The organism is Streptomyces sp. CA-146814, assembly GCF_050942385.1.
In the GTDB taxonomy this organism is placed as follows: domain Bacteria; phylum Actinomycetota; class Actinomycetes; order Streptomycetales; family Streptomycetaceae; genus Streptomyces.
This window is the reverse complement of sequence record NZ_CP192068.1, coordinates 7,270,217-7,291,975: the sequence shown is the minus strand read 5'-3', so window position 1 is coordinate 7,291,975 and position 21,759 is coordinate 7,270,217. Positions and strand designations below refer to the sequence as shown.

General features: G+C 71.7%; 16 protein-coding genes and 1 pseudogene. 9 read left to right on the top strand and 8 right to left on the bottom strand.

From position 1 onward, the window contains the following. Nucleotides 1–2,148 (top strand): iron ABC transporter permease, encoded by a 2,148-nt coding sequence (locus ACQP09_RS32195; protein ID WP_433406091.1) that lies wholly within the window; start codon nucleotides 1–3, stop codon nucleotides 2,146–2,148. 31 nt (nucleotides 2,149–2,179) lie between these two features. Here the strand turns inward: ACQP09_RS32195 and ACQP09_RS32190 are convergent, their stop codons facing one another. The 4 genes from ACQP09_RS32190 to ACQP09_RS32175 all read right to left on the bottom strand — a co-directional run bounded on the left by ACQP09_RS32190 (nucleotide 2,180) and on the right by ACQP09_RS32175 (nucleotide 5,804). After that, nucleotides 2,180–3,352: an MFS transporter gene (locus ACQP09_RS32190; RefSeq protein ID WP_433406089.1), complete on the bottom strand. Its 1,173-nt coding sequence runs from the start codon at nucleotides 3,350–3,352 to the stop codon at nucleotides 2,180–2,182. Further along, entirely contained in the window at nucleotides 3,349–3,792 is a 444-nt protein-coding gene (locus ACQP09_RS32185) for a nuclear transport factor 2 family protein (RefSeq protein WP_433406087.1), read from the bottom strand. The genes ACQP09_RS32190 and ACQP09_RS32185 overlap by 4 nt, the downstream gene beginning before the upstream one ends. Nucleotides 3,793–3,874: 82 nt before the next feature. Continuing rightward, complete coding sequence (locus ACQP09_RS32180) at nucleotides 3,875–5,491, bottom strand: adenosine deaminase family protein (RefSeq protein ID WP_433406085.1); 1,617 nt, start codon at nucleotides 5,489–5,491, stop codon at nucleotides 3,875–3,877. A 109-nt stretch (nucleotides 5,492–5,600) separates the two neighbouring features. Next, nucleotides 5,601–5,804: a hypothetical protein gene (locus tag ACQP09_RS32175; RefSeq protein WP_433406083.1), complete on the bottom strand. Its 204-nt coding sequence runs from the start codon at nucleotides 5,802–5,804 to the stop codon at nucleotides 5,601–5,603. 80 nt (nucleotides 5,805–5,884) lie between these two features. Here ACQP09_RS32175 and ACQP09_RS32170 point away from each other — a divergent pair, with 80 nt between their 5' ends. After that, the gene (locus ACQP09_RS32170; RefSeq protein ID WP_433406081.1) at nucleotides 5,885–6,475 is read left to right on the top strand and encodes a hypothetical protein; all 591 of its coding nucleotides are present in this window, start codon (nucleotides 5,885–5,887) and stop codon (nucleotides 6,473–6,475) included. A 113-nt stretch (nucleotides 6,476–6,588) separates the two neighbouring features. Here ACQP09_RS32170 and ACQP09_RS32165 read toward each other — a convergent pair whose 3' ends face one another. Further along, nucleotides 6,589–8,250: an alpha/beta hydrolase gene (locus ACQP09_RS32165; protein WP_433406079.1), complete on the bottom strand. Its 1,662-nt coding sequence runs from the start codon at nucleotides 8,248–8,250 to the stop codon at nucleotides 6,589–6,591. A 528-nt stretch (nucleotides 8,251–8,778) separates the two neighbouring features. Here ACQP09_RS32165 and ACQP09_RS32160 point away from each other — a divergent pair. Then, nucleotides 8,779–9,608, top strand: a protein-coding gene (locus ACQP09_RS32160) for an IS5 family transposase (RefSeq protein WP_433406508.1) whose coding sequence is annotated in 2 segments (ribosomal slippage) — nucleotides 8,779–9,120 and nucleotides 9,123–9,608 — 828 coding nt in all. Because the reading frame shifts where the segments join, the coding sequence is not laid out codon by codon here. Nucleotides 9,609–9,622: 14 nt separating this feature from the next. On the opposite strand, the pseudogene ACQP09_RS32155 reads toward ACQP09_RS32160, so the two are convergent. Together ACQP09_RS32155 and ACQP09_RS32150 are read right to left on the bottom strand one after the other, a co-directional pair. Beyond that, a pseudogene (locus ACQP09_RS32155) lies at nucleotides 9,623–11,173 on the bottom strand (hypothetical protein); the annotation flags it as partial. Next, complete coding sequence (locus tag ACQP09_RS32150) at nucleotides 11,170–12,030, bottom strand: DUF4132 domain-containing protein (RefSeq protein ID WP_433406077.1); 861 nt, start codon at nucleotides 12,028–12,030, stop codon at nucleotides 11,170–11,172. The gene ACQP09_RS32150 and the pseudogene ACQP09_RS32155, both read right to left, overlap by 4 nt. 707 nt (nucleotides 12,031–12,737) lie before the next feature. Here ACQP09_RS32150 and ACQP09_RS32145 point away from each other — a divergent pair. The 6 genes from ACQP09_RS32145 to ACQP09_RS32120 all read left to right on the top strand — a co-directional run bounded on the left by ACQP09_RS32145 (nucleotide 12,738) and on the right by ACQP09_RS32120 (nucleotide 20,789). Continuing rightward, a complete protein-coding gene (locus tag ACQP09_RS32145; protein ID WP_433406075.1) occupies nucleotides 12,738–15,338 on the top strand; it encodes a SpoIIE family protein phosphatase in 2,601 nt (866 codons plus the stop codon). 219 nt (nucleotides 15,339–15,557) lie between these two features. Beyond that, the gene (locus tag ACQP09_RS32140; protein WP_433406073.1) at nucleotides 15,558–15,770 is read left to right on the top strand and encodes a hypothetical protein; all 213 of its coding nucleotides are present in this window, start codon (nucleotides 15,558–15,560) and stop codon (nucleotides 15,768–15,770) included. 232 nt (nucleotides 15,771–16,002) lie between these two features. Then, entirely contained in the window at nucleotides 16,003–17,481 is a 1,479-nt protein-coding gene (locus tag ACQP09_RS32135; RefSeq protein ID WP_433406071.1) for a sugar porter family MFS transporter, read from the top strand. After that, nucleotides 17,481–18,947, top strand: a complete 1,467-nt coding sequence (zwf, locus tag ACQP09_RS32130) for a glucose-6-phosphate dehydrogenase (RefSeq protein WP_433406069.1) — start codon at nucleotides 17,481–17,483, stop codon at nucleotides 18,945–18,947. Before ACQP09_RS32135 ends, zwf begins: the two co-directional genes overlap by 1 nt. A 46-nt stretch (nucleotides 18,948–18,993) precedes the next feature. Beyond that, nucleotides 18,994–20,061 carry an FUSC family protein gene (locus tag ACQP09_RS32125; protein ID WP_433406067.1) on the top strand — a complete coding sequence of 356 codons (1,068 nt, stop codon included), beginning with the start codon at nucleotides 18,994–18,996 and terminating at the stop codon, nucleotides 20,059–20,061. 293 nt (nucleotides 20,062–20,354) lie between these two features. Further along, nucleotides 20,355–20,789 carry a GNAT family N-acetyltransferase gene (locus ACQP09_RS32120; protein ID WP_433406066.1) on the top strand — a complete coding sequence of 145 codons (435 nt, stop codon included), beginning with the start codon at nucleotides 20,355–20,357 and terminating at the stop codon, nucleotides 20,787–20,789. 161 nt (nucleotides 20,790–20,950) lie between these two features. Here ACQP09_RS32120 and ACQP09_RS32115 read toward each other — a convergent pair whose 3' ends face one another. After that, entirely contained in the window at nucleotides 20,951–21,724 is a 774-nt protein-coding gene (locus ACQP09_RS32115) for a response regulator (protein WP_433406064.1), read from the bottom strand. Between the last annotated feature and the right edge of the window lie 35 nt (nucleotides 21,725–21,759).

Here is a 21,759-nt window from a genome sequence, read left to right as displayed (position 1 = left end):
ATGAGCACCCGCACCACTCCCGCCCCGCCCGCCGCCGTCGACACGGTGGCGGGCGCGGCCGGTCCGGCCGATCCACCCTCCTCGGCCGCGCCCGGCCGCCCGGCCCGCCGCGGCCGCCTGTTCCTCCTCGCGCTCGCCGCGCTCCTGGCGCTCGGCGCCCTCGCGGTCGTCCACGTGAGCCAGGGCACGGCCGCCGTCGACCTGCACACGCTCTGGCAGCTGCTCACCGGCCCGGCCTCCGACCGGAGCGCCGGCGAGCAGAGCGCTGCCGTGGTCCTGGACTCCCGGCTGCCCCGGCTCGCGGCGGGGCTCCTCGTCGGCTGCGCGCTCGGCGCGGCGGGCGCGGCCCTCCAGTCGGTGTCGCGCAACATGCTGGCCTCGCCCGACACCCTCGCCGTCAACGCGGGCGCGTACCTCGCGGTCGTCGCCGTCGCCGCGTTCGGCATCACGCTGCCCGCGCTCCCGGCGGGCGGTACGGCGTTCCTCGGCGGGCTGCTCGCTGCGGGCGTCGTCCTCGGTCTGTCACGGGCGGGCGCCGGTCCGATCCGGCTGGTGCTGGCGGGCTCGGCGCTCACCCTCGCGCTCTCCGGGCTGAGCGGGATGCTCCTGCTGCTGCGCTCCCAGCAGACGACCGGTCTCTTCGCCTGGGGCAACGGCTCGCTCGCGCAGATCGGCATGCAGTCGATCGACCGGCTCGCGCCCGTCGCGCTGGTGGCGTTCGCCGGGCTGATGGTGATGGGCCGGCGGCTGGACATCCTCGCCCTCGGGGACGACGGCGCCGCTGTCGTGGGCGTCAGTCCCCGGCTGACCCGCTCCGTCGTCGTGGTCCTCGCCGTGCTGCTCGCGGCGGTCGCCGTGACGGTGGCGGGGCCGATCGGCTTCGTCGGGCTGTGCGCACCGGCCGTGGTCCGGCTGCTCAGTACGTGGGTTCCGGTCCTGGTCCGCCACCACGCCTTCATCCCGGCGTCGGCGCTCGCGGGCGTGCTCGTGGTGCTCGGCGCGGATGTGCTGCTGCGTGCGGTGTTCGGCGCCCAGGCGGGGGCCGAGGTGCCCACCGGGATCGTCACGACCTGCTTCGGCGCGCTCGTCCTGGTCTTCCTCGCCTACCGGTCGCGGGACATGGGCACGGACACCGGCTCGACGGCGTTCGCGCGGCTGCGCAGCCGGCGCGCGTTCGTCGTCACGCTGGTGGTGACGGTCGTGGGGCTGCTCGGTGCGGTGGTGGCGGCGACGCTCCTCGGCGACGCCACGCTGCTCCTGGGTGATGTGGTCAACTGGCTCGCGGGCAGGTCCGGGCAGTTCACGACGTACGTTCTCGACACCCGCGTGCCCCGGGTCGCCGCCGCCCTGCTGGCCGGGGCGGCGCTCGCGGTGGCGGGCGCGGTCGTCCAGGCGGTGTCGCGCAATCCGCTGGCGGAGCCGGGGGTCCTCGGCGTGGTCAGCGGTGCCGGGGTCGGGGCGGTCGCTGTCCTCACCGTCGTACCGCTGGCGAGTTTCTGGCTGATCGGCGGCTCCGCGCTGGCCGGTGCGGCGGCCGCCGCCGCGCTGGTGTTCGGTCTGGCCGCGCGGCGTGGGCTGGAGCAGAACCGGCTGGTGCTGATTGGTATCGGCGTGCAGGCGGGCGGCGGCGCGTTCGTGTCCCTGCTGATCGTGCTCACCGACCCGTACAACGCGACGAAGGCGCTGGCCTGGCTCGGTGGATCGACGTACGGGCGTACGTTCCCGGAGCTGATCCCGGTCCTGGTGGCGCTGGCGGCCGCGCTGCCGGTGCTGGCGGTGATGCGTCGAGACCTGGACCTCATCGGTCTGGACGGCGACACACCCCGTCTGCTCGGCCTCCGCCTGGGCACCACCCGGCTGGGGCTGCTGTCCATCGCCGTCGTCCTGACCGCCGGGGCCGTGGCGGCGGTCGGCGTGATCGGCTTCGTCGGCCTGGTCGCACCGCACGCGGCCCGGGCGCTGGTGGGCAGGCGGCATGTGCGGGTCGTCCCGGTGAGCGCGCTGCTCGGTGCGCTGCTGGTGGTCGTCTCGGACACGGTGGGCCGGACGATCATCGCGCCGGCCCAGATCCCGGTGGGGCTGCTGACCGCGGTGATCGGCGCGCCGTACTTCATCTGGCTGCTCTGGCGGTCCCGTAGCGAAGGGTGAGGAGGCGTCACGGTGTCGGCTCCCGCGTCCGTCACGCGCGGGCGGCGGACCTCCGGGCCAGGTGCAGGCCGACACCCAGGGCCAGGACCAGCACACACGCGGCGAAGGTCAGTCCGGCGTCCCTGAGTCCGATCCAGAGGGTCAGGGCGCCGACGCCGACCACCGGCAGCGAGATCCCCAGGTAGGCGACGACGAAGAACGTGGACACCGTCGCGGCCCGGTGCTCGGCCGGTGCCGCCGCGCTGATCGCCGTCACCGCGCCCCGGAACGCCATCCCCTGCCCCAAACCGCCGCAGAGCGCACCGGCGACGAGCAGAGGCAGCGAGGCGAGCAGCAACGAGGCCGCCACCAGCACCAGTCCGCCGACCAGGACGAAGCACCCGCCCGGTAGCGCCCGCCGCTCCCCCACCCGGCCCATGAGCGCCTGCCCGGCCGTCGAGGCGAGGAAGACGGTGAAGACGACGAGGCCGGTCAGGGCCAGGTTGTGCACGTCGAGCGTCTCGGCCACGAACGCCGGCGCGACCGCGGTGAAGAGGCCGAGCAGCGAGAACCCGGCGAAGGCGGCCAGCGCCGAGGGGGCGAACACGCCGCGCACCTGGGGCGGGACGGCGAGCCCCCGCGGGCGCAGCCGTGGCCGTCGTACGCGGGAGGTGACGGTCTCGGGCAGCAGCCAGGTCAGTACGGCGGCCGCGGCGAGCAGCGCCAGGTGCACCAGGAAGGGGAGGCGCAGGGGCCAGGGTGCGTACTCGGCGAGGAGCCCGGCCAGCAGCGGGCCGCACCCGAGACCGCCCATGTTGGCGGCCGTGGCGGCGAGACCGGCTCTCGCCGCCCGTCCCGGTGGCGCGAGTTCCATCACCGTGACGGTCGCGGCGCCGCTCAGCAGCCCGGCGGCGAACCCCGACAGCAGACGGCCCGCGAAGAGCGCGGGCAGCCCGCCTTCGAAGAGGAAGCAGAGCGCGCTGGCCGCCGAGAAGCCGAGCGCGGCCAGGAGGACGGGCCGCCGGCCGGCCTCGTCGGAGATGTTCCCGGCGAGGAGCAGCGTGGCGATGACACCGAGCGCGTAGACGGCGAAGACGACCGTCACCATCAGCTCGGAGAAGCCGAGCTCCTCGCGGTAGAGCCCGTACAGCGGGGTGGGGAGGGTAGTGCCGGCCATGCCGACGGCGAAGACGGCGGCGGCCGCCGGGTAGCCCAGGCGGCTCATGAACCCTCGGGCGGGGCGGCGGGCGTGATGTGGCTCAGCACGCACCGCCAGTGGCCGTCCTGCCGGACGAAGACGTCCGTGGTCCATTCGTCGGCGTCGAAGCGTTCGCCGCCGTAGTGGGCGGTGTTGGTGATCCGTGCGGTGACCACGGCGGTGTCCCCGTGGACGCGGATCCTCGGCGGGGTGATGGCCCGCATCGCCGAGTGGGTGAGGTCGCCGGAGGTGACGTAGGCGAGGAAGGTGTCGCGGTCCGTGATGCCGGACTCGGAGACGATGACCCATTCGTCGGCCATGAAGGCGGCGATCCGCTCGGCGTCGTTCGCGACGATCGCGTCGGCCCATGCGTCCACCGCGGCGGCGAGCAGTGTGTGGGTCGCTGGGTCCGCCGCGCCTTCGGGGCTCTCCGGGGGCGGCTCGGGCCGGTCTCCGCTGTCTGCCATTTTTCGAGCGTAGCCGTGGGGGGCGCGGGCCGCAGTTCATGGCGTGCGGCCCGCGCTCCCGTGCTTCAGCGGCGGTGTCGCGTCAGCGCGATCCGCCGTACCGCCGCTCGAATCCGGCGAACGCCGCCTCCTGGCGCCACTGGGTCGCGGCCTTCGGGCTGCCCTCCAGGTGGCGGACGCAGTCCGGTGCGGGCGGGAGGATGCCGGGCCGGGCTCCGGCGCAGGCGCGCACCGGGCGGTAGCCGGAGCGGGCGGATCCGGTGGCCCAGAGGCCGTCGCCGTCGAGGAACGCGTACTCCAGCGAGGCCCGGGCCAGGTCCTTCAGCTCGGTGTAGCTCAGGCCGTACGTCTCCCGCGCGTACTGGTACTCGTGGCTGATGTCGATGCGCGAGACGCCCGGGTCGTCGGTGGCCAGGACCACGGGAACGCCGTAGTGGCGGTAGGCGTTGAACGGGTGGTCGTCGCCGGTCACGCCGAGGATCTGCTTGTTGCTGCTGAACGGCACCTCGACGGCGACGCCGCGCCGGGCCATGGTCCGGGCGAGTCCGCGCCAGTCGTCCTCGTGGACCAGGTCGACACCGTGGCCGATGCGCTCGGCTCCGGCGACGAGGACGGCCTCGCGGATGTGGAAGGTGAGGTCCTCGGGCTTGACCAGGCCGGGCGTCAGCTCACCGGCGTGCAGGGTGATCCGCACGTCCGGGTACTGGGTGCGGAGGTACTGGAGCATCCGCATCTGGAGGCTGTAGTTGCGCAGCGCGCTCTCGCCGTCCTCCGGCTGGACGAGGTTGACCGCGACGAACCGGGGGTCACGCTCGGCGAGCCGCAGCCCGACGGCCATCTGGGTGAACACGCGCTCGTTGGAACTGCCCCGGGAGACCTGGGAGATCCACCGTACGGGGAGGCGGCAGCCGGGGTCGGGGCGGCGGGTGTCGCAGTGCGCGGCCTTCCGGAACTGGGCGTCGGCGGCGTCGGCCTCGCGGACGGCCTCGGTGACGACCTTGTCGAGCTTTCCGCCGGCGACGAGCTTGCGGTGGAAGGCGGCGAGGTCGGCGTCGTAGCCGACGGACTCGGCGAGCTTCCGCGCGCTGTCGGAGGCGGGGGTGACCAGGGTCTCCAGATAGAACTGGTTCTGTTCCACCACGGTGTTGGCGACATCGGCGAGCAGCTTCCCGCGATCGCGCGTCGCCTCGCCGAACTTGCCGAAGGTGTCGAAGAAGTGGTCGTGCCCGGACTGATCGGCCGGGAAGTCCTGCATCGACCAGGCGCGGACGATGCGTTGGCGGAACGCGGCATCCGTACGGGCGTCGGCGGCCGGCCGCGTACCGGGTCCGCAGGGCGGACGTACGGCGGTGTCGGTCGCGTCGATGCACAGCCCGTTCTCGCCCGCGAGCTGGATGAGGTACTCGGTGGTGACCGCGCCCGACAGGTGGTTGTGGAGGTCGCCGCCCTTGGGCAGCGCGGCGAAGAAGGCCTTCAGCCGGGCCGGGTCGCTCCGGAGGGCGTCGAGTCGGGCGTCGGTCCGGCGCTCGGCCGGGGTGGTGAGGCGGTGCGGTGCCTGCGCGGTGGTCCGGGTGGCCGGGTCCTGCGCGGGTGCGGCGGCGGCCGGGACGGTGGGGAGCAGCGTGAGGAGAGCGAGTGCGCCGATCCCGGCCGGGACCAGGGAGTTGGGACGGTGTGCCGTCCGAATCGATGAGATCACCGCCGAATGATCGCGTCGGTGGCCACGCTTCCCGCCCGAGCCGCGTGGACCGGGAGCAAGATCCACCCGATCGAGTGGGAGCCGTGTCCTTGTCCTTGGCACCGGCTGTTCAGGCGCCGGGTCCATGCGGTAGTCGTACGGTCATGTGGTCGGCGGGCGCGCGGAGTTGGAGCGGAGTGAACAGGCCGCCGAAGCTGATCGTCAGCCCCAGCGTGATGCCGTCGGCCATGCTGACCCGACTGGCCAGATAGTCCTGAGCCAGGGTCACCCGCAGCGAGAACGGGGCGTCGAGGCCGACCGAGGTCAGGGCCACGCACACCGCCTACGATGAGGACCGACCAGAGGGCCGCCGTGCAGCGGGTGGCCCGATCCGACGGGCGGGGGCCTCAACCCATGGACGACTACCTCCGGGCGGGCCGCGACGCGGCACCCGGCCTCTACGGCCGGCTGCGTGTGCGCGCCGACGGGCTCGGCCCGGCACAGTGGCTGACCGGGCGGACGGAGGCCGAGGGCGGTTTCGGCCGGGTGGCGGGGATCTCCGGCCCCGGCTTCGCCGCCTACGCCCGCGTCGTCCACCCGGTGACGGAGGACGGGGAAATCGCCGAGGGCCCGACCCCGCCGGACGTGGCCGAGGCCCTGATCCCCGTACTGGCCCGGCACACCGCCACCGCTGACACCTGCTGGTTCGGCCTGTGGCAGGGGTACGGGCGGTGGGACTTCGACCGCTTTCCCGCCTTCCTGACGCCGGGGCGCGAAGAGGTGCTGCTCTCCGGCCCGTTGGCGGATGTCGTGTCCCCGGTGGAGCTGGACGAGTTCGCGGAGCTGCCCGACCTGTGGTGGCCGGAGGACCGTGCGTGGTGCGTCGGCGGGGACGTGGACCTGGTGAGCACCTATGTCGGCGGGTCCCCGGAACTGATCTCCGCGCTGCTGGCGGCGCCCGGGATCGAGGCGCACGCGGTGGGGCCGCGCGACCGGGTGCGCTGAGACGACGGCGTACGACTGCCGTCTCCCGATCCGGACGACGGGGCGGAACCCTCGTTTCGCGGGTCCCGCCCCTCTTGCGCCGCGTCACACGGCTCTGTCCCGTACGACCGGACTCAGAACCGGTCCGGGGCGCGCTCCGGGAGCGGGGAGCCGGGGATCTCGTCCCGGCGCTGGTTCTGCCGGGCCTCCGCGTTCGACTCGGCGGTCGCGCGGCAGAACACGTCCTTCGCCGGCAGCTTCCCGGTGAGCAGGTACCGGGTGACCGTGCCGTCCGTGCACGCGTTGCCGCTCGGGTAGACGCCGTGGCCCTCGCCGCCGAGGACGGTGACCATCTTCGAGCGCTTCAGGTCCTTGTGCAGGGCCTGGGCGCTGGGCAGCGGGGTCTGGGAGTCCCATTCGTTCTGGACGATCAGGGAGCCGGCCTTGTTGTTCACCTTCGTCGCCGGTTCCACGGACTTGTTCCAGAACGCACAGGGCTTGATGCTGGAGGCGAAGTCTCCGAAGAGCGGGTAGCGGCCCTTGTCGGCGATGGCGTCCTGCCGGTAGCGCTCGGGGTTCCGCGGCCAGGCGGCCGAGTTGTCGCCGCAGACCACGGCCCAGAAGCTCGCCGTCATGTTGTCCGCCGGCACCTCGGCGGCCTTGCGCGCCGCCGCGGCGTTCCCGGTGAACGCCGTGAGCTTCCCCGCGGCGGCCGGCTGACCGTCCGCCGCCTTTTTCAGCTCCACGAACGCCTCGGTCGCGGTCAGCGGGCTGAAGACCGCTCCTCGCATACCGCTGCGGATGTCGTCACCGGTGACCAGCAGCCCGTCCAGGTCGATCGGCTTCTCGTCGGCCCGCGCGACCAGCTCCCAGAAGGTCCGGTCGACCTTCTTCGGCGTGTCACCGAGGCCGTACGTCTGCGAACGCTCGGCGGCCCAGGCGGTCCACCGGTCGAAGGCGGGCTCGGCGCCCCACGCCCACCACTGGACCATGCCCCGCCAGGCGAGAGTTGGATCGACCGCGCTGTCGAGGACGAACCGGTCGGCCCGGCCCGGGAAGAGCTGGGTGTAGACGGCGCCCAGGTAGGTGCCGTACGAGTACCCGAGGTACGAGATCTTCCTCTCGCCGAGCACCGCCCGGAGCACGTCCAGATCGCGGGCGGTGTTGCGCGTGGTGATGTGCGGGAGCGTGGCGCCCGCCTTCGCCCGGCACTTGTCCGCCACCTTGCGCGCCCAGGCGACGTCCTCGGCGTACGTCTCCTTCTTGTACGGGCGCAGCCACTCCTCCTCGTCCGGTGTCAGGCCGCAGGTGACCGGGCTGCTGTCGCCCACTCCGCGCGGGTCGAAGCCGATGAGGTCGTACTTCCGCAGGGTGGACTTCGGCAGCTCCTCCCGCAGCGCCAGCGGCATGTAGGTGCCCGCGCCTCCGGGACCGCCGGGGTTGGAGAGCAGCACGCCGTGGCGCTTGCCGGGCTCGGCGGTCCTGATCCGGGATATCGCCAGGTCGATCCGCTTGCCGCCGGGGGCCCGGTAGTCCAGCGGGACCTTGATCGTCGCGCACTGGAAATCCGCCGGAGCGTCGGCGTCGCACCGCTTCCACTTCGGCTTCTGCTTCGTGTACGGGGCCAGCGTGCCGCTCCTGGCCGCGGGCGAGGCGGCGGACGAGGAGGCGACCGATGGGGCGGCGGCCGATGGGGCGGCGGCCGGGGCGGCGTTGGCCGTGGAGGTGCCGAGCGCGGGAGCCAGCGTGGCCGTGAGAGTCACGGCCAACAGCGGCGCGAGACGTCGTCTGCGCACGTAATCGATCCTTCCGGTCGCATGTGTTCGGACAGGAAGGACCCTTCAGGAAGTGGCCGCGTCTGCGGATCCGTCAGCGGGCCGCACTTGTCTCCACCCTGGGAATGACGCAACGGCCCTGCGTGATACCCGAGTTGTAGGGACGTCCCTGGTTCAGGCGGTCAGGGCAACCGGAACCGGGGCATCCGCCGCCGGCCCCGTATCCGCTGTCGACGGATCGACGAAAGCCTCTCTGCCCCGGCGTCGTGGCCGGTAGCTTGAGAGGGTCGGCGAGCGACGGGGGAAGGGACGCACATATGAACCAGGACGGCCTGGGCCTGTCGGATTTCTTGGGCCCTCTGCTCATGAGCGGTATCGGCGGGGCTCTGCTGTACTTCGGTCTCCCGAGCAGTGGCCCGGTCAAGTGCGGTGACTCCGTCATGTCCCCCGGAGAGTGGTGCGGACCGGCGGGCCACACCCAGCTCCACGGCGGCCCAGGCCCTAGGCAGTGTCTTCAAATGATCACCGCTGGTGGATCATGGTGTCGTGATACGTCGCCATGAACTGTCGGATGCCGAGTGGGAGTTCGTCCGGCCGCTGCTGCCCGCGTCGTTGCGGGGACGCAAGCGGTTGGACGATCGCAGGGTCCTGAACGGGATCGTGTGGAAGTTCCGGACCGGGACGGCCTGGCGGGACGTGCCCGAGCGCTATGGCCCGTGGGCCACGCTGCATACGCGTTTCCGCAGGTGGGCGGCGGACGGGACGTTCGACCGGATGCTCCGCGCCGCCCAGGCGAAAGCGGATGCGGCGGGCGACGTCGACTGGCTGGTGTCCGTCGACTCGACGATCGTCCGCGCTCACCAGCACGCGGCCGGGGCCCGAAAAGGGGGCTCCGCGACCCGGCCCTCGGCCGGTCAAGAGGCGGTCTGACCAGCAAAATCCACCTGGCCTGTGACGGGCGGGGCCGACCCCTGGCATTCGTGGTCACGGGTGGAAACACCAACGACTGCACCCGGTTCACCGCCGTGATGGAAGCGATCCGCGTGCCCCGGATCGGACCCGGCCGTCCCCGGGTCCGGCCCGATCACGTCCTGGGCGACAAGGGCTACAGCTCGAAGGCGATCCGCGCCTGGCTCCGTCGCAAGGGCATCGCCCACACGATTCCCGAACGGGCCGACCAGGCCCGCAACCGGGCCCGGCGAGGCAGCCGCGGAGGCCGCCCGCCGGCCTTCGACCGCGAGGTCTACAAGCACCGCAACGTCGTGGAACGGTGCTTCAACCGCCTGAAGCAGTGGCGCGGGATCGCCACCCGGTACGACAAGACTGCCGAGTCCTACGAAGCAGCTGTCACGCTCGCGTCACTCCTGATGTGGGCGTGACATTTGACGACAGGCCCTAGGGCGAAGCCCGGGGGCTGCGTGGCGCCCGGACCCTCATCGCCCGGTTCGGCGACCGGGATGCCGGAGGCCAGGCAGAGGTCGAGGATGTCCAGGTCGGCGGTGCGCTGCCAGCGGCCCTGGAACAGCTCGACGGGGCGTCCGTCGGCGCGCAGCCGGTCCGCCGCGCGGGCTACCAAGGCGAGGGTCTCGGGGCTGCGGTCGGCGGTGGCCGAGGAGCGTCGACGGTGCGCCTCCCAGCGGCCGAGCCAGTCCGCCGGGGAGACGGACGGCACGTCCTCGCCGGATGCGGCGGAGGCAGCGGAGACGGAGGATGCGGCGGAAGCGGCGACGGGGCCGGATGCGCCGGATGGGGCGGAAGCGGGGCCGTCGGAAGCACCGGGGCCGCGGGAGGTCCCGGAGACGCCGGAAGCACCGGGGAGGGCCGTGAGCAGCTCCTCCGCACCCGACTCGGCCAGCAGCGCGAGCCAGCCGCGCTCGCCGTCCGCGTCTCGGCTGCCGTTCTCGGTGAAGGTCTCCGGGAAGAAGCCGAGCAGCCGGGCGCGCACGGCCGGATCGCGGTGGGCGAGGGCGACGACGGCGGGGCGGTAGGCCGTCCAGAACGAGGCGGGCGCGCGGACGACTCCGGGAGAGCCGATCAGGTCGGCCACCAGCTCACGTTCGGCGCTCTCGCGGTCCAGCCCGGCGGCCTTGACCAGGGCACGCACGTCCTGAGGCAGCGCGGCGTAAGGCGGCATGCCCGCGGCGCAGCGCTCGACCAGCAGACGCCGGAACTGCGCCCAGGCGTCCGCCGGATCGAGCCGGGCCACCAGGTCCCGCACATACTGCCGCAGCGCCTTGACGGTCAGCGCGCCGGCGAAGGCGAACTCCAGGAAGACGGCCCGCTGCCGGTCCTCGTCCACGACGAGACCGTGGACGCGCTCGGCCTCACGGGCCTTGCCGAAGAACGAAGCGGCATAGGTGGTGTTCTCCGCCTGGAGGAAGAGGCGGGCGACCTGCTCGTAGTAGGTGGGGAGGAAGTGGGGCACGGCCCGGCCGAGCCGGGTGCCGAGGTCGTCGAAGCCCTCCTTGGCGGCACCGGCGCGGGTCCTGGCCTGTCGGCCCAGCCGCTCGATGTCCTTGACCAGGGCCAGGGCGTGGTGCCCGTTGGCCGGGTCGTTGACCAGCGCCCAGGCAGGGAAGCCCAGCGTCTCGCGGCGGACCTGGCCGACGACGGGAGCATCGGCGGTCCTGGCCAGGCCGAGGAACTCCAGCGCCAGGTCCTCGGCTTCGCCGAGGGTGCCGGGCACGAGGCGGACCACGGGGCGGTCGCCGAGGGCGGTGTGCGTGTAGGTGCGGGCGGTCAGCGCGTCGGCGTCGTCCCGGTCGGTGGTACCGGCCGGGAGGATGGCGCCCGCTTCCAACAGGGCTGCGGCGCGGGCCTCGGCGGCGGGGGTTTCGGCGGTACGGCCATGGGCCTGGGCGGGCAGCGCCGCCGCGCCCACCATCGCATCGGTGCCGGTGTTCGCCTTGCTGTTCACTTCGGTGTTCGTCGTCGTGGTGCTCATGCCGCCCGCTCCTCGTCCTCCACGTCGCGGCCGGCGTAGAGCGCCGCCGCCATGCGCATGCCCTCGGACCACGCGACAGGGCCGACCTCGGCGGCCGTCAGCGCACGCCCCGAGGGGTCGGTCCAGCCCAGGGGGCCCGTCTCGGTGTCGTACGCGTCGTATCCGTCGTGTTCGCCGATCCAGATGCGGGCCTCGACGGTGACGCCGTCCTCAACGACCGGGCAGACCGCGTATCCGCCGCGCGACCGGTAGCCGAGCTGGGTGACGCGGCCGTGCAGGAACCGCAGTTCCTTGAAGACGCCGCCGGCATAGGTGTCCACGGAGACGGTGTCCGGGGCAAGGCCGGGCGGCCGGCGCCACACCTCGCGGAACAGCTGCTCGACCTGCTGGTTCACCTCCAGCTCGACCGCGAACTCCCTCAGGTCGTCCAGGTCGTCGAGGAGGACGGGGTGCGGCACGCTCACCACGTCCGGGGTGATGCGGACCGTGTCGCCGTCCAGGTCCACGAGGCCGAGGCCGCGGTCGGGGTCGACATCGCGCAGGAATCCGGCGACCCCGCCGTCCGCGCCGGTGACCACCACGTCCCGCAGGGCCGCCTGCCACGCCGGGTCGGGCCAGACGCCGGCGAGGACGGCGGTGGGGACGGGCAGCGAGCGCACCATCCACTGCTCGACATCGGTCCGGCACCGGAGTTCGTGCCGCTCCAGCCACTCGGTGAGCTGCCGTAGCCCGACGACCGCGGGGTCTTCCTTCAGTTTGGCCGGTACGGACTTCAGCCGCCGGCCCTTCCCGTTGCGGCAGACCACCTTGCCTGCCTCCAGAGCGACTTCGTAGTCGCCCGCCGGTACCCACCCCATGCGCTGTTCTCCCCGTGTTCCGTACGACGCCGCCGAGCGGCGGCACGCTGATGAGACCCGACGACGGCAACGCACCGTGACGAGTGAAAGAGACTCTAAGCGGCGCCACTGACAATGCGGCCGGGCCCTGTCCGCTTGCCCCGTGGCCGGAGCATGCACAAGGACATCACCGGCCTCGCGTACGCCACCGAACCTGCCATCCGTGCCTGGAAGTTGCCGCGTCGGCGGAGCAGGGCACCGCGGAGCGCGCCCTCTTCCCCGACGCGCATCTGTTCACCGGCCCACGCCCGGCACGACAGGTCCTTGGCCGCCGCGACCGGCCCGGAGCGACTGCCGTCCAGGAAGAGGTGATGTCCAGTGATCGGTCCCGGACCGGCCCGCGGTATCCCCGACCGGCCCGCGGTATCCCGGACCGACCCGCGGTGTCCCGCGCCGGCCCGCGCCGCCCGTCTCTCTCGCCGACCGGGAGAAGGCGGAGGAAAGGCCCCGTCCCACCGGAGGCACGGCCACGCCCCGCCCCCCCCCTACGGAGCGAAGACCCTGCGAGGTGCTCCCGATACGTACGGTGAGCACCGGAAGACCTGGCCGCGGGGAGGTGCTACAACTGGGGTTGTGAGCCCGTCTTGCCTCTCATCTCCGGCGCGCCGGTGCGGTTGAGCCCAGGCAGAAGATCCGGAAGCGTCGCCGGGCAGGTATTCGTCCTTCAGGTGGCGATCGTGGTGCTGCTCGCCGCCGGGGCCTTGCTGGCCCTGGTGCTGCAGTCGCGGCACGACATCGACCGTGAGGCGCGCAACCGGTCTGTCTCCGTGGCACAGACCTTCGCGAAGTCCCTGGGCCTACGGGAAGCGCTGAAGGCGCCGGACCCGTCCCTGGTTCTGCAGCCTCTCGCCGAAGAGACGCGCAAGGCCGCAGGGATGGACTTCATCGTGGTGATGGACACCCAGGGCATCCGCTACAGCCACCCTCAGCCCGATCGCATCGGCGAGCGGTTCGTCGGCACGATCGAGCCCTCGCTCGCCGGCCGGGTGCACACCGAGAGTGTGCAGGGACCGCTCGGCAAGGAGATCCAGGCGATCGTGCCGGTCACCTCGTCCGAGGGCGAAGTCGTCGCCCTCGTCTCGGCGGGTCTGACGGTGAAGAGCGTGACCGGCATCGCCGACGAACAGCTTCCGGTCATCCTCCTGTCCATCGCCGGCGGCCTGGCGGTGGCCACCGTCGGCTCGGCCCTGATCAGCCGAAGACTCCGCCGCCAGACCCACGGGCTCGGCACGCAGGAGATGACCCGCATGTACGAGCACCACGACGCGGTGCTCCACGCCGTCCGCGAAGGGGTGCTGATCACCGACGGCGAAGGGCGGCTACTCCTGGCGAACGACGAGGCCGGAAGACTGCTCGACCTGCCGGACGATGCGGAGGGACGCCCCGTCGACGAGGTCGGCATGGACCGCCGGATGGCGGACCTCCTGCTGTCCGGCCGGATCGCCACCGACGAGGTGCTGGAGGCCGGGGACCGGCTGCTCGTCGTCAATCAGCGGCCCACCCACCCCGGGGGCCGCCCGCAGGGCTCGGCGGTCACCATCCGCGACTCCACCGAGATGCGGCTCCTGAGCAGCCGGGCGGAAACGGCCCGGAAACGGCTCAAGCTGCTGTACGACGCCGGGGGTGACATCGGCACCACGCTCGACGTGGTGCGGACCGCGGAGGAGCTGGCCGACGTCGCCGTCCCCCGGTTCGCCGACTTCGTGACGGTCGACCTGGCCGACCCGGTGCTGAACGGCGACGAGCCCGGCCCGGGCGCCGACATGCGGCGCACGGCGGTCAACGGCATCCGTTCCGACCACCCGCTGTACCCGCTCGGCGCTCTGATCGACTTCCTGCCGTCCACGCCGCAGGCCCGCGGTTACGGTACGGGCGCGGTCGAACTCGTACCGGATCTGCGTGACGCGCCGGGCTGGCACGCCCAGGACCCGGACCGGACATCGGCGATCGTCGCCTACGGAATCCACTCGCTCATCGCCGCTCCCCTCAAGGCCAGGGGCGTCGTGCTGGGCGTGGCCAACTTCTGGCGGTGGCAGAAGCCGGAACCATTCGACGAGGACGACCTGTCCTTGGCGGAGGAGCTCGTCGGCCGCGCCGCGGTCGCCATGGACAACGCCCGCCGCTACACGCGCGAACACCATCTCGCCGTGACGCTCCAGCGCAGCCTGCTGCCACGGGACCTGCCCGAGCAGAGCGCCGTGGATGTCGCGCGTTTCTACCAGCCCGCCCAGTCCGGAGTGGGCGGGGACTGGTTCGACGTGATCCCGCTGCCGGGAAGCCGCGTCGGGCTCGTCGTCGGAGACGTCGTCGGGCACGGCCTGCACGCCGCCGCCACCATGGGGCGGCTGCGCACGGCCGTGCACAACTTCTCCTCCCTGGACCTGCCGCCCGACGAACTCCTCGCTCGTCTCGACGACCTCGTCCAGCGCATGGACCAGGAGGGCGACAGCGCCGCCCCCGACGGCGGCGTCCTGGGCGCGACCTGCCTGTACGCCGTCTACGACCCGGTCTCCCAGAACTGCACCATGGCCCGGGCCGGGCACATGCCACCGCTCGTGGTCGCCCCGGACGGCACGGCGACGATCACGGAGCTGCCGGCCGGCCCGCCGCTGGGGCTGGGAGGCATGCCGTTCGAGACCATGGAACTGCGCCTGGCGGAGGGCAGCCAGCTCGTCCTGTACACCGACGGGCTGGTCGAGGAGCGGAGCCGGGACATCGCAGAGGGTCTGGAGAAGCTGCGCACGGCACTGAGCCACCCCGGCCGGGACCCGGACGCCGGCCTCCGCGCCGTACTCGACGCCCTGCTCCCCGATCAGCCGTCCGACGACATCGCGCTGCTCATCGCCCGGACACGCACCCTGGGGGCCGACCGGGTCGCCCAGTGGGACGTTCCGTTCGACCCGAGCGAGGTCGGCGCCATGCGCAGCCGCGCGGCCGCGCAGCTCGAGGAGTGGGGCCTGGAGGAACTCGTCTTCAGCACGGAACTGATCCTCAGCGAACTCATCACCAACGCCATAAGGTACGGCGCGGCGCCGGTTCACCTGCGTCTTCTGCGTGATCGCACCCTGACCTGCGAGGTGTGGGACAGCAGCAGTACCGCCCCGCACCTGCGGTACGCGGCCGGCATGGACGAGGGAGGCCGCGGGCTGTTCCTGGTGGCGCAGATCAGCGAGCGCTGGGGCACTCGGTACACACCGGAAGGCAAGGTCATCTGGGCCGAGCAGGTCCTGCCCGCCGACCCGCACGGAAGGCCGCCCTCTCACGGATGAGAGAACGGCCTCCGACCTGCGTTTCCGCACAGTGGGGACGACAGGATTTGAACCTGCGACCCCTTGACCCCCAGGAGTGAGGGCCAAGGGCATTTTCTGGATATAGCGGATCTGGTCCGGGCGCGAGTTGTGCGTGTAGACATGCATCGTGCACCACCGCTCGTAGCATGTGGTCCCCAACTGGTCCCCAGGTGGCCCCCTTCCGATTGTGCGGTCAAAGTGGCCCCAGGACCGGGTCGTAGAGGCGCAGCCCAGCCGTGGCTGGAGGTCTACACGGCGGACCAGGTGCCGCCCGCCTTGTACCACCGGGGCATCGGCATCGGCGTCAAGCCGATGACGGGACCGCCGGATGCTCTGGGCAGCGGCTACCGGCCTGATCCGGCCGGCTCCGGCGAGACGTACACGGGCGGCTGGGGCATCCTCCACGGCTGACCCGGCCGAACCGCGCGACGGCCGCACCCGGGCCGTGCTCGGTGTGGCTCGGCCGGACGGCGCTGTATCACCTGCCGGGGCAGTGGTTGCGGACGTCCACCGACCCGGCGCGGCCACCAGGTGTCCGGTTCGCTGTGTTCTCAAGCCACCCGATTGCTTCGCACCACCATCCTTTCGTCCGGAAAGGTGGTGATGTAGCCAGGACGAGCCCGCTCACGACGGAGGGAGCGACATGGTCCAGGGCTTTTCCAGGGAACCGGGCACCCACGGGCCGCTCACAGAGATCCCGGCGGAGGGCCGGCGGAAGATCACCCGCTGGGCGGCCGCGATCGCGCTCGGCGGCTTCCTGTTCGGCTTCGACACCGGGGTTGTCTCCGGGGCCCTGTTGTATATCAAGCAGGACTTCGACCTGAACTCCTTCGAGCAGGGCAGCGTGGTCAGTGTGCTGCTCATCGGCGCGGTGATCGGCGCCACCTCGGCCGGTCGGCTCTCCGACGGTCTCGGCCGCAGGAAGGCCCTCGGCCTGATCGGCGTGGTGTTCATCATCGGTACGGCGATCGCGAGCACCGCGAACGGATACCCCGTCCTCATGGTGGGCCGTATCGTCCTCGGTCTCGCGGTCGGGGCGGCGTCGGCGACGGTTCCGGTCTACCTCTCCGAGATCTCGCCGACGAAGATCCGCGGCCGGCTGCTCACGATGAACCAGCTGATGATCACTCTCGGCATCCTGGTCGCGTACCTGGTCAACCCCGCCTTCTCCAGCAGCGAGATGTGGCGGGCGATGTTCGCCGTCGGTGCGGTCCCGGCCGCCCTCATGGTGGCTGCGGCCCTGTGGTTCCTGCCCGAGTCACCGCAGTGGCTCATCGCGAACGGGCAGGCGGAGAAGGCGCGTACGGGTATCGCCTCGGTCGCCGACGAGGCCACGGCGGACGCCCTGGTCGCCCGGGCCCAGCACCGGATCACCGAGGATCGGGAGCAGCAGAAACAAAACGCCGCATCTTCCGGCCGGACGGCCAGGAGGCTGCTCACGCCGGACCTGCGTCCGGCCCTCGTCGTCGGCCTCACCCTCGCCGCCGTACAGCAGTTCGGCGGGATCAACACGATCATCTATTACGCGCCGACCATCATCCAGCAGACCGGTCTGAACGCGTCGAACTCCATCTTCTACTCCGTGTTCATCGGCCTGATCAACCTGGTCATGACGCTCGTCGCGATCCGCCTGGTCGACCGGGCCGGCCGCCGCGTCATGGTGCTCGTCTCCCTCGCCCTCATGGCGGTTTCGATCTTCATGCTGGGGCTGGCGTTCGTGGTCGGTATGAACTCGGTGCTCACTCTGCTGTTCATGGTCATCTACATCGCCGCCTACGCCGGCGGCCTCGGCCTGGTGTTCTGGACGCTGCTGGGCGAGATCTTCCCGCCGTCCGTCCGGGCGGAGGGATCGAGCGTGGCCACGGCGGTCAACTGGATCTCCAACTTCGTCGTCAGCCTCGCCTTCCTGCCCGTGGCCTCCGCCCTCGGCCAGGGCGAGACCTTCTGGATCTTCGCCGCGATCTGCGTGGCCGCGTTCTTCTTCGTCGGCCGCTACCTGCCCGAGACCAAGGGCCGCGACCCCGAACAGATCGAGGCGGCGCTGAACGCCCGCTTCGGGCGCGGCAAAGGCCCGCCGGACACCGCCTCGGAGGCGGCCGCTCACCGGAAAGGACGGTCGTGATGACGGAGAACCCGCTCAGCCCGCCCGAGATGGAACGGTCCGACGTCCTGGTGCTCTTCGGTATCTCCGGCGACCTCGCCAGGAAGATGCTGCTGCCCGCGCTGTACCGGCTCACCGAGTCCGGCAAGCTCACCGTGCCCGTCATCGGGGTGGCGGCCACCGACTGGGACGACGACGCCCTGCGCCGGCACGCGCGGGAGGCGGTCGCCGCCGAGGGCACGGACATCGACGAGGAGGTCTTCGTCCGGTTCGCGGCGAACCTGTCCATCATCACCGGGGACTTCGCCGACGCCGGCACCTTCACGCGGTTGCGCGAGGCGGTGGCCGGGCGCGGCTTCGTGACGTACTACCTGGCGATCCCGCCGTCGCTGTTCACCGAGGTCGCCGGGGCGCTGGCCGCCGAGGGCCTCAACCGGAACGCCCGGCTGGTGGTGGAGAAGCCGTTCGGCCACGACCTCGACTCCGCGCGAAGGCTCCAGGACGAACTCTCCGCCCACTTCGACAACGCCCATCTGCTGCGCGTCGACCACTTCCTCGGCAACCGCGCGGTGGAGAGCCTGATGGTCTCCCGGTTCGCCAACACGCTGCTCGCGCCGATCTGGCACCGCGCCTATGTGGACAACGTGCAGATCACCCTCGCCGAGGACTTCGACGTCGCCGACCGCGGCTCCTTCTACGACGCGGTGGGCTGCCTGCGCGACGTGGTGCAGAACCACATGCTCCAGGTCCTCGCCCTCCTCGTGATGGAACCGCCGAGCGCCACCAACGCCCAGGCGCAGGGGCTGGAGAAGTGGCGGGCCCTGCACGCGACCCGCACCATGGATCCCGCCGTGACGGTTCGCGGCCAGTACGAGGGCTACCGGGACGTCGAGGGCGTGAAGCCCGGCTCCACCACGGAGACCTACTTCGCGACCCGGATGTTCGTCGACAACTGGCGCTGGGCCGATGTCCCCTTCTACCTCCGCAGCGGCAAGGCGCTGGCCGTCTCCGCCACCGAGGTCGTAGTCGAACTGCGCAAGCCTCCGCTGGAACTCTTCGGCGGCGACGACCTCCAGACGCCGCCGAACACCATCCGCTTCCGGATCGACGGCGACACCGGCATCCGGGCGGACCTGATGCTGAACGAGCCCGAGAGCAACGACGGGCCGCTGACCGTGCCCATCGGTGTCGACTTCGCGCAGGTTCTGGGGCGGCAGGAACTCCCGTACGAGAACATCCTGCACGGGGCCGTCGTCGGTGACCCCGAGTGCTTCGCGTTCTTCCCCACCGTGCTGGAGTGCTGGCGCATCGTGGGCCCCGTCCTCGACCCGGTCGAGCCGCCGCTGCCGTACGCGCCGGGAAGCTGGGGCCCGGAGGCGGGAGACCGCCTTCCCGGACTGCGGAACCGGCACGAGCTGGGCCCCCGACTCTTCGACGACGCCCGCCCGGGCGGGGAGCGCGGACACGGCGGCGAACCGGCCGGCTGAGCACCCCGCCGCGAACCGTCCCTACCCGGGACGTGGAGGGAGGACGATGTACGAGGCGTGGTCGCGCGTCAAGGACAACCTGTGGCCGGTGCTCCAGCAGTCTGCGGCGGCCGCGCTCTCCTGGTGGATCGCCGGGAGCGTCTTCGACCACCACGTCCCGCTCTTCGCCCCGATCGCGACCCTCGTCGCCCTCAACACACCGGTGGGCGGGCGCGGCACCAACGCGGTACGGGTCATGTCCGGGGTCATCGCGGGCGTGATCGTCGGGCAGGTGGCCTTCCGCTTCCTCGGCCACGGCGACGCGGCGGTCGGCGCCGCCGTGCTGGGCGCGCTCCTCGTCGCGCTCCTCCTGGACGGCGAGCGCATCACCATGGCCCAGGCCGCTGTCGGCGCGGTGATCTCCGTCGCGGCCGGAGAGCAGGCCGGCATCGACCGGGTGCTCGACGCCCTCCTCGGCGCGGGGGTCGCACTCGTGTTCAGCCAAGTCCTCTTCCCTCCACACCCGTTCACCCTGCTCAGGAGGGCCGAGGCCGCCACGCTCAAAGGGCTGGACCGTGCCCTGGAGCTGGCGGCCCGAACGCTGGACGCCGCGGCCGATGAGCGGGAGGACCAGCCGTGGAAGGAACTGCGCCCGGTCTACACCCTGCTGGACGACCTCGGCCACACCCGTGACGACGCGATCGCCGTCGCCCGCCGGACCCCGCGCTGGCGCGGCCGGCGGGAGCCCATCCGGCAGGAGATCGCCGCCACCCGCTGTCTGGACCTGCTCGGCAACAGCTGCCTCACCCTCATCCGGGGCGCCACGATCCTCCCTCCCGGGCACAGGAAGGCGTTCGCCGCCACGGTACGGGGGTTGTCCGGGGTCCTGGACGCGCTGGCGGAGGCGCGCGGAAGCCATGCCGTGCTCCAGCACGCCGCCCGGCGCACTCTCGACATCGTCCGGGCCGCCCCGGAACGCGGCTCGGCCCTGCCGGTCGCGGTGGGAGAGAGCGTACGGCTGGTCGCCGCGGACATCCTGGTCTTCGCGGGCGCCAACGCGGACGAGGCCGAGCGAGCGGTACGCGACGGGTCCACCGACATCATCGTCGAACGCCGGGCGCATCCCGGGGAGTAATCGGACCGGCACCGACGCGAACAACTCCAGCGGGGCGGGCCAGCTCACGACTGGCCTCCGTCCTCGGCAGGCCGGCCATCCGGAGTCCGTGCTGCGCCTGGTCGAGGCCCTGCCAGAACCGGAGACCCCTGCCGTCGTGACCGATCCCCGAATGCCGTGTTCCGGGGCGCCGTACCGGGATTCACGGCCAGAGGGATACTTGTGCCGCTTCTCGGGGTAGACGGGCTCGCATGCACGGACAACATGCGCGTCCTACGAGCACTCTGTTCGGCTCGATCTCTCCCATTCAGGAAATGGCGAACGGCCAGAACGGCCCCCGGCACTCTCGCCGTGGCCGGCCCCTGGGCCGCTTGCGGCGTCGGCTCCTCGTCTACCGATCGATCGAGTTCCTGCCCTCCCGCGTCCCCGGCGGCACCCATCCGGACGAGGAATGCCTCCTCCTGGTCCATATCCGCAAAGTCGTCGGCCAAGTCCGCTACCGGCTCTGTGACCACTGCGAACAAGGTGTCATCACCGACGTAACTCTGGAAGAGCGCTTCCGTAGCACCGGGCTGGGAACCCGCGCCCTGTCGCATCTGCGCTCCCGCCACCCGGGCGTGAAATGGCGCAGCACCCTGAACCTGCGCGCGACACGTGATCTCCTGCGCCGCATGTCCATCCCTGCAACCGGTGCGACCGGCTCGTGCCCGCACACCGGAGAGCCGCGCCTGCGACGTCAAAAGCCGTAAGAGGCTCGTGCCAGCATGCGGACACGGTGACTGACTTCGATCAGCCCATGACCGGACAATTCAGGCTCGCGGGCCGAGGCGTTGGACGATCTCGTTCTGCTCTCCGTGCAACGACGTCACGCCGCGATGCCGGCTTCCACACGTCGCGGCAGCCGGCGGGCTTACGGGTGCGGCCGGGTGGCGGTGTCGAGGTAGAAGGCGTCGATGCTCTGGACAGCCTGCTCGAAGGCGTCCAGGTTGACGGGCTTGGTCACGTAGGCGTTGGCGTGGCTGGTGTAGGCGCCGGTGACGTCGTCCGGGGCGGTCGACGTGGTGAGGACGACGACCGGGATGGCCTGCAGATTCTCGTCGGACTTCAGGACCTTCAGGAGGTCGTGACCGTTCATGCGGGGCATGTTGAGGTCGAGAACGATGAGGTCGGGCCGGACCGTGCCGGGGGTGCGGAGGTGTTCCAGGGCGGCGACTCCGTCGGTGACCTGGACCAGGTTGCGGGCTCCGCGCTCGGAGAGGGCTTCTTCGATGAGCATGGCGTCGGCGACGTCGTCCTCGACGAGCAGGACGTCGAAGGGGCGGGCAGGAGTGGTCATTGTCGGGAGCTCCGTGGGCTTTTCGTTCGAGTGGTGGAAGAGTCCCGGCCAGCGGCGCCGGGCGCCCTGGCGGGTCATGTCGCAGGCGGCGCCGATCTGCGGGTAGCCGGCACCCGCGCGTGCGGCGTCCGTGGCCGCCTGCCGCTGAAGCCGTTCCGTGGCCTGCTGCAGCTGGTCAAGAATGTGGAGCAGGGTCAGTGCGTACGCCGGATCGCCTGATGCGGGAGGCGCCGGAGCTTCTTCCTGCAGCTGGCGGGCAAGACGATGCGCGAGATCACCGATTCTCGCGTCCGCTATGGCGGCCGTCTCCTCGGAAGTGGTCCGCAGTACGAAATCCTTGCCGGGCATACCCGGCACTGTAGGCCCCCGAACGCTCCGGCGAC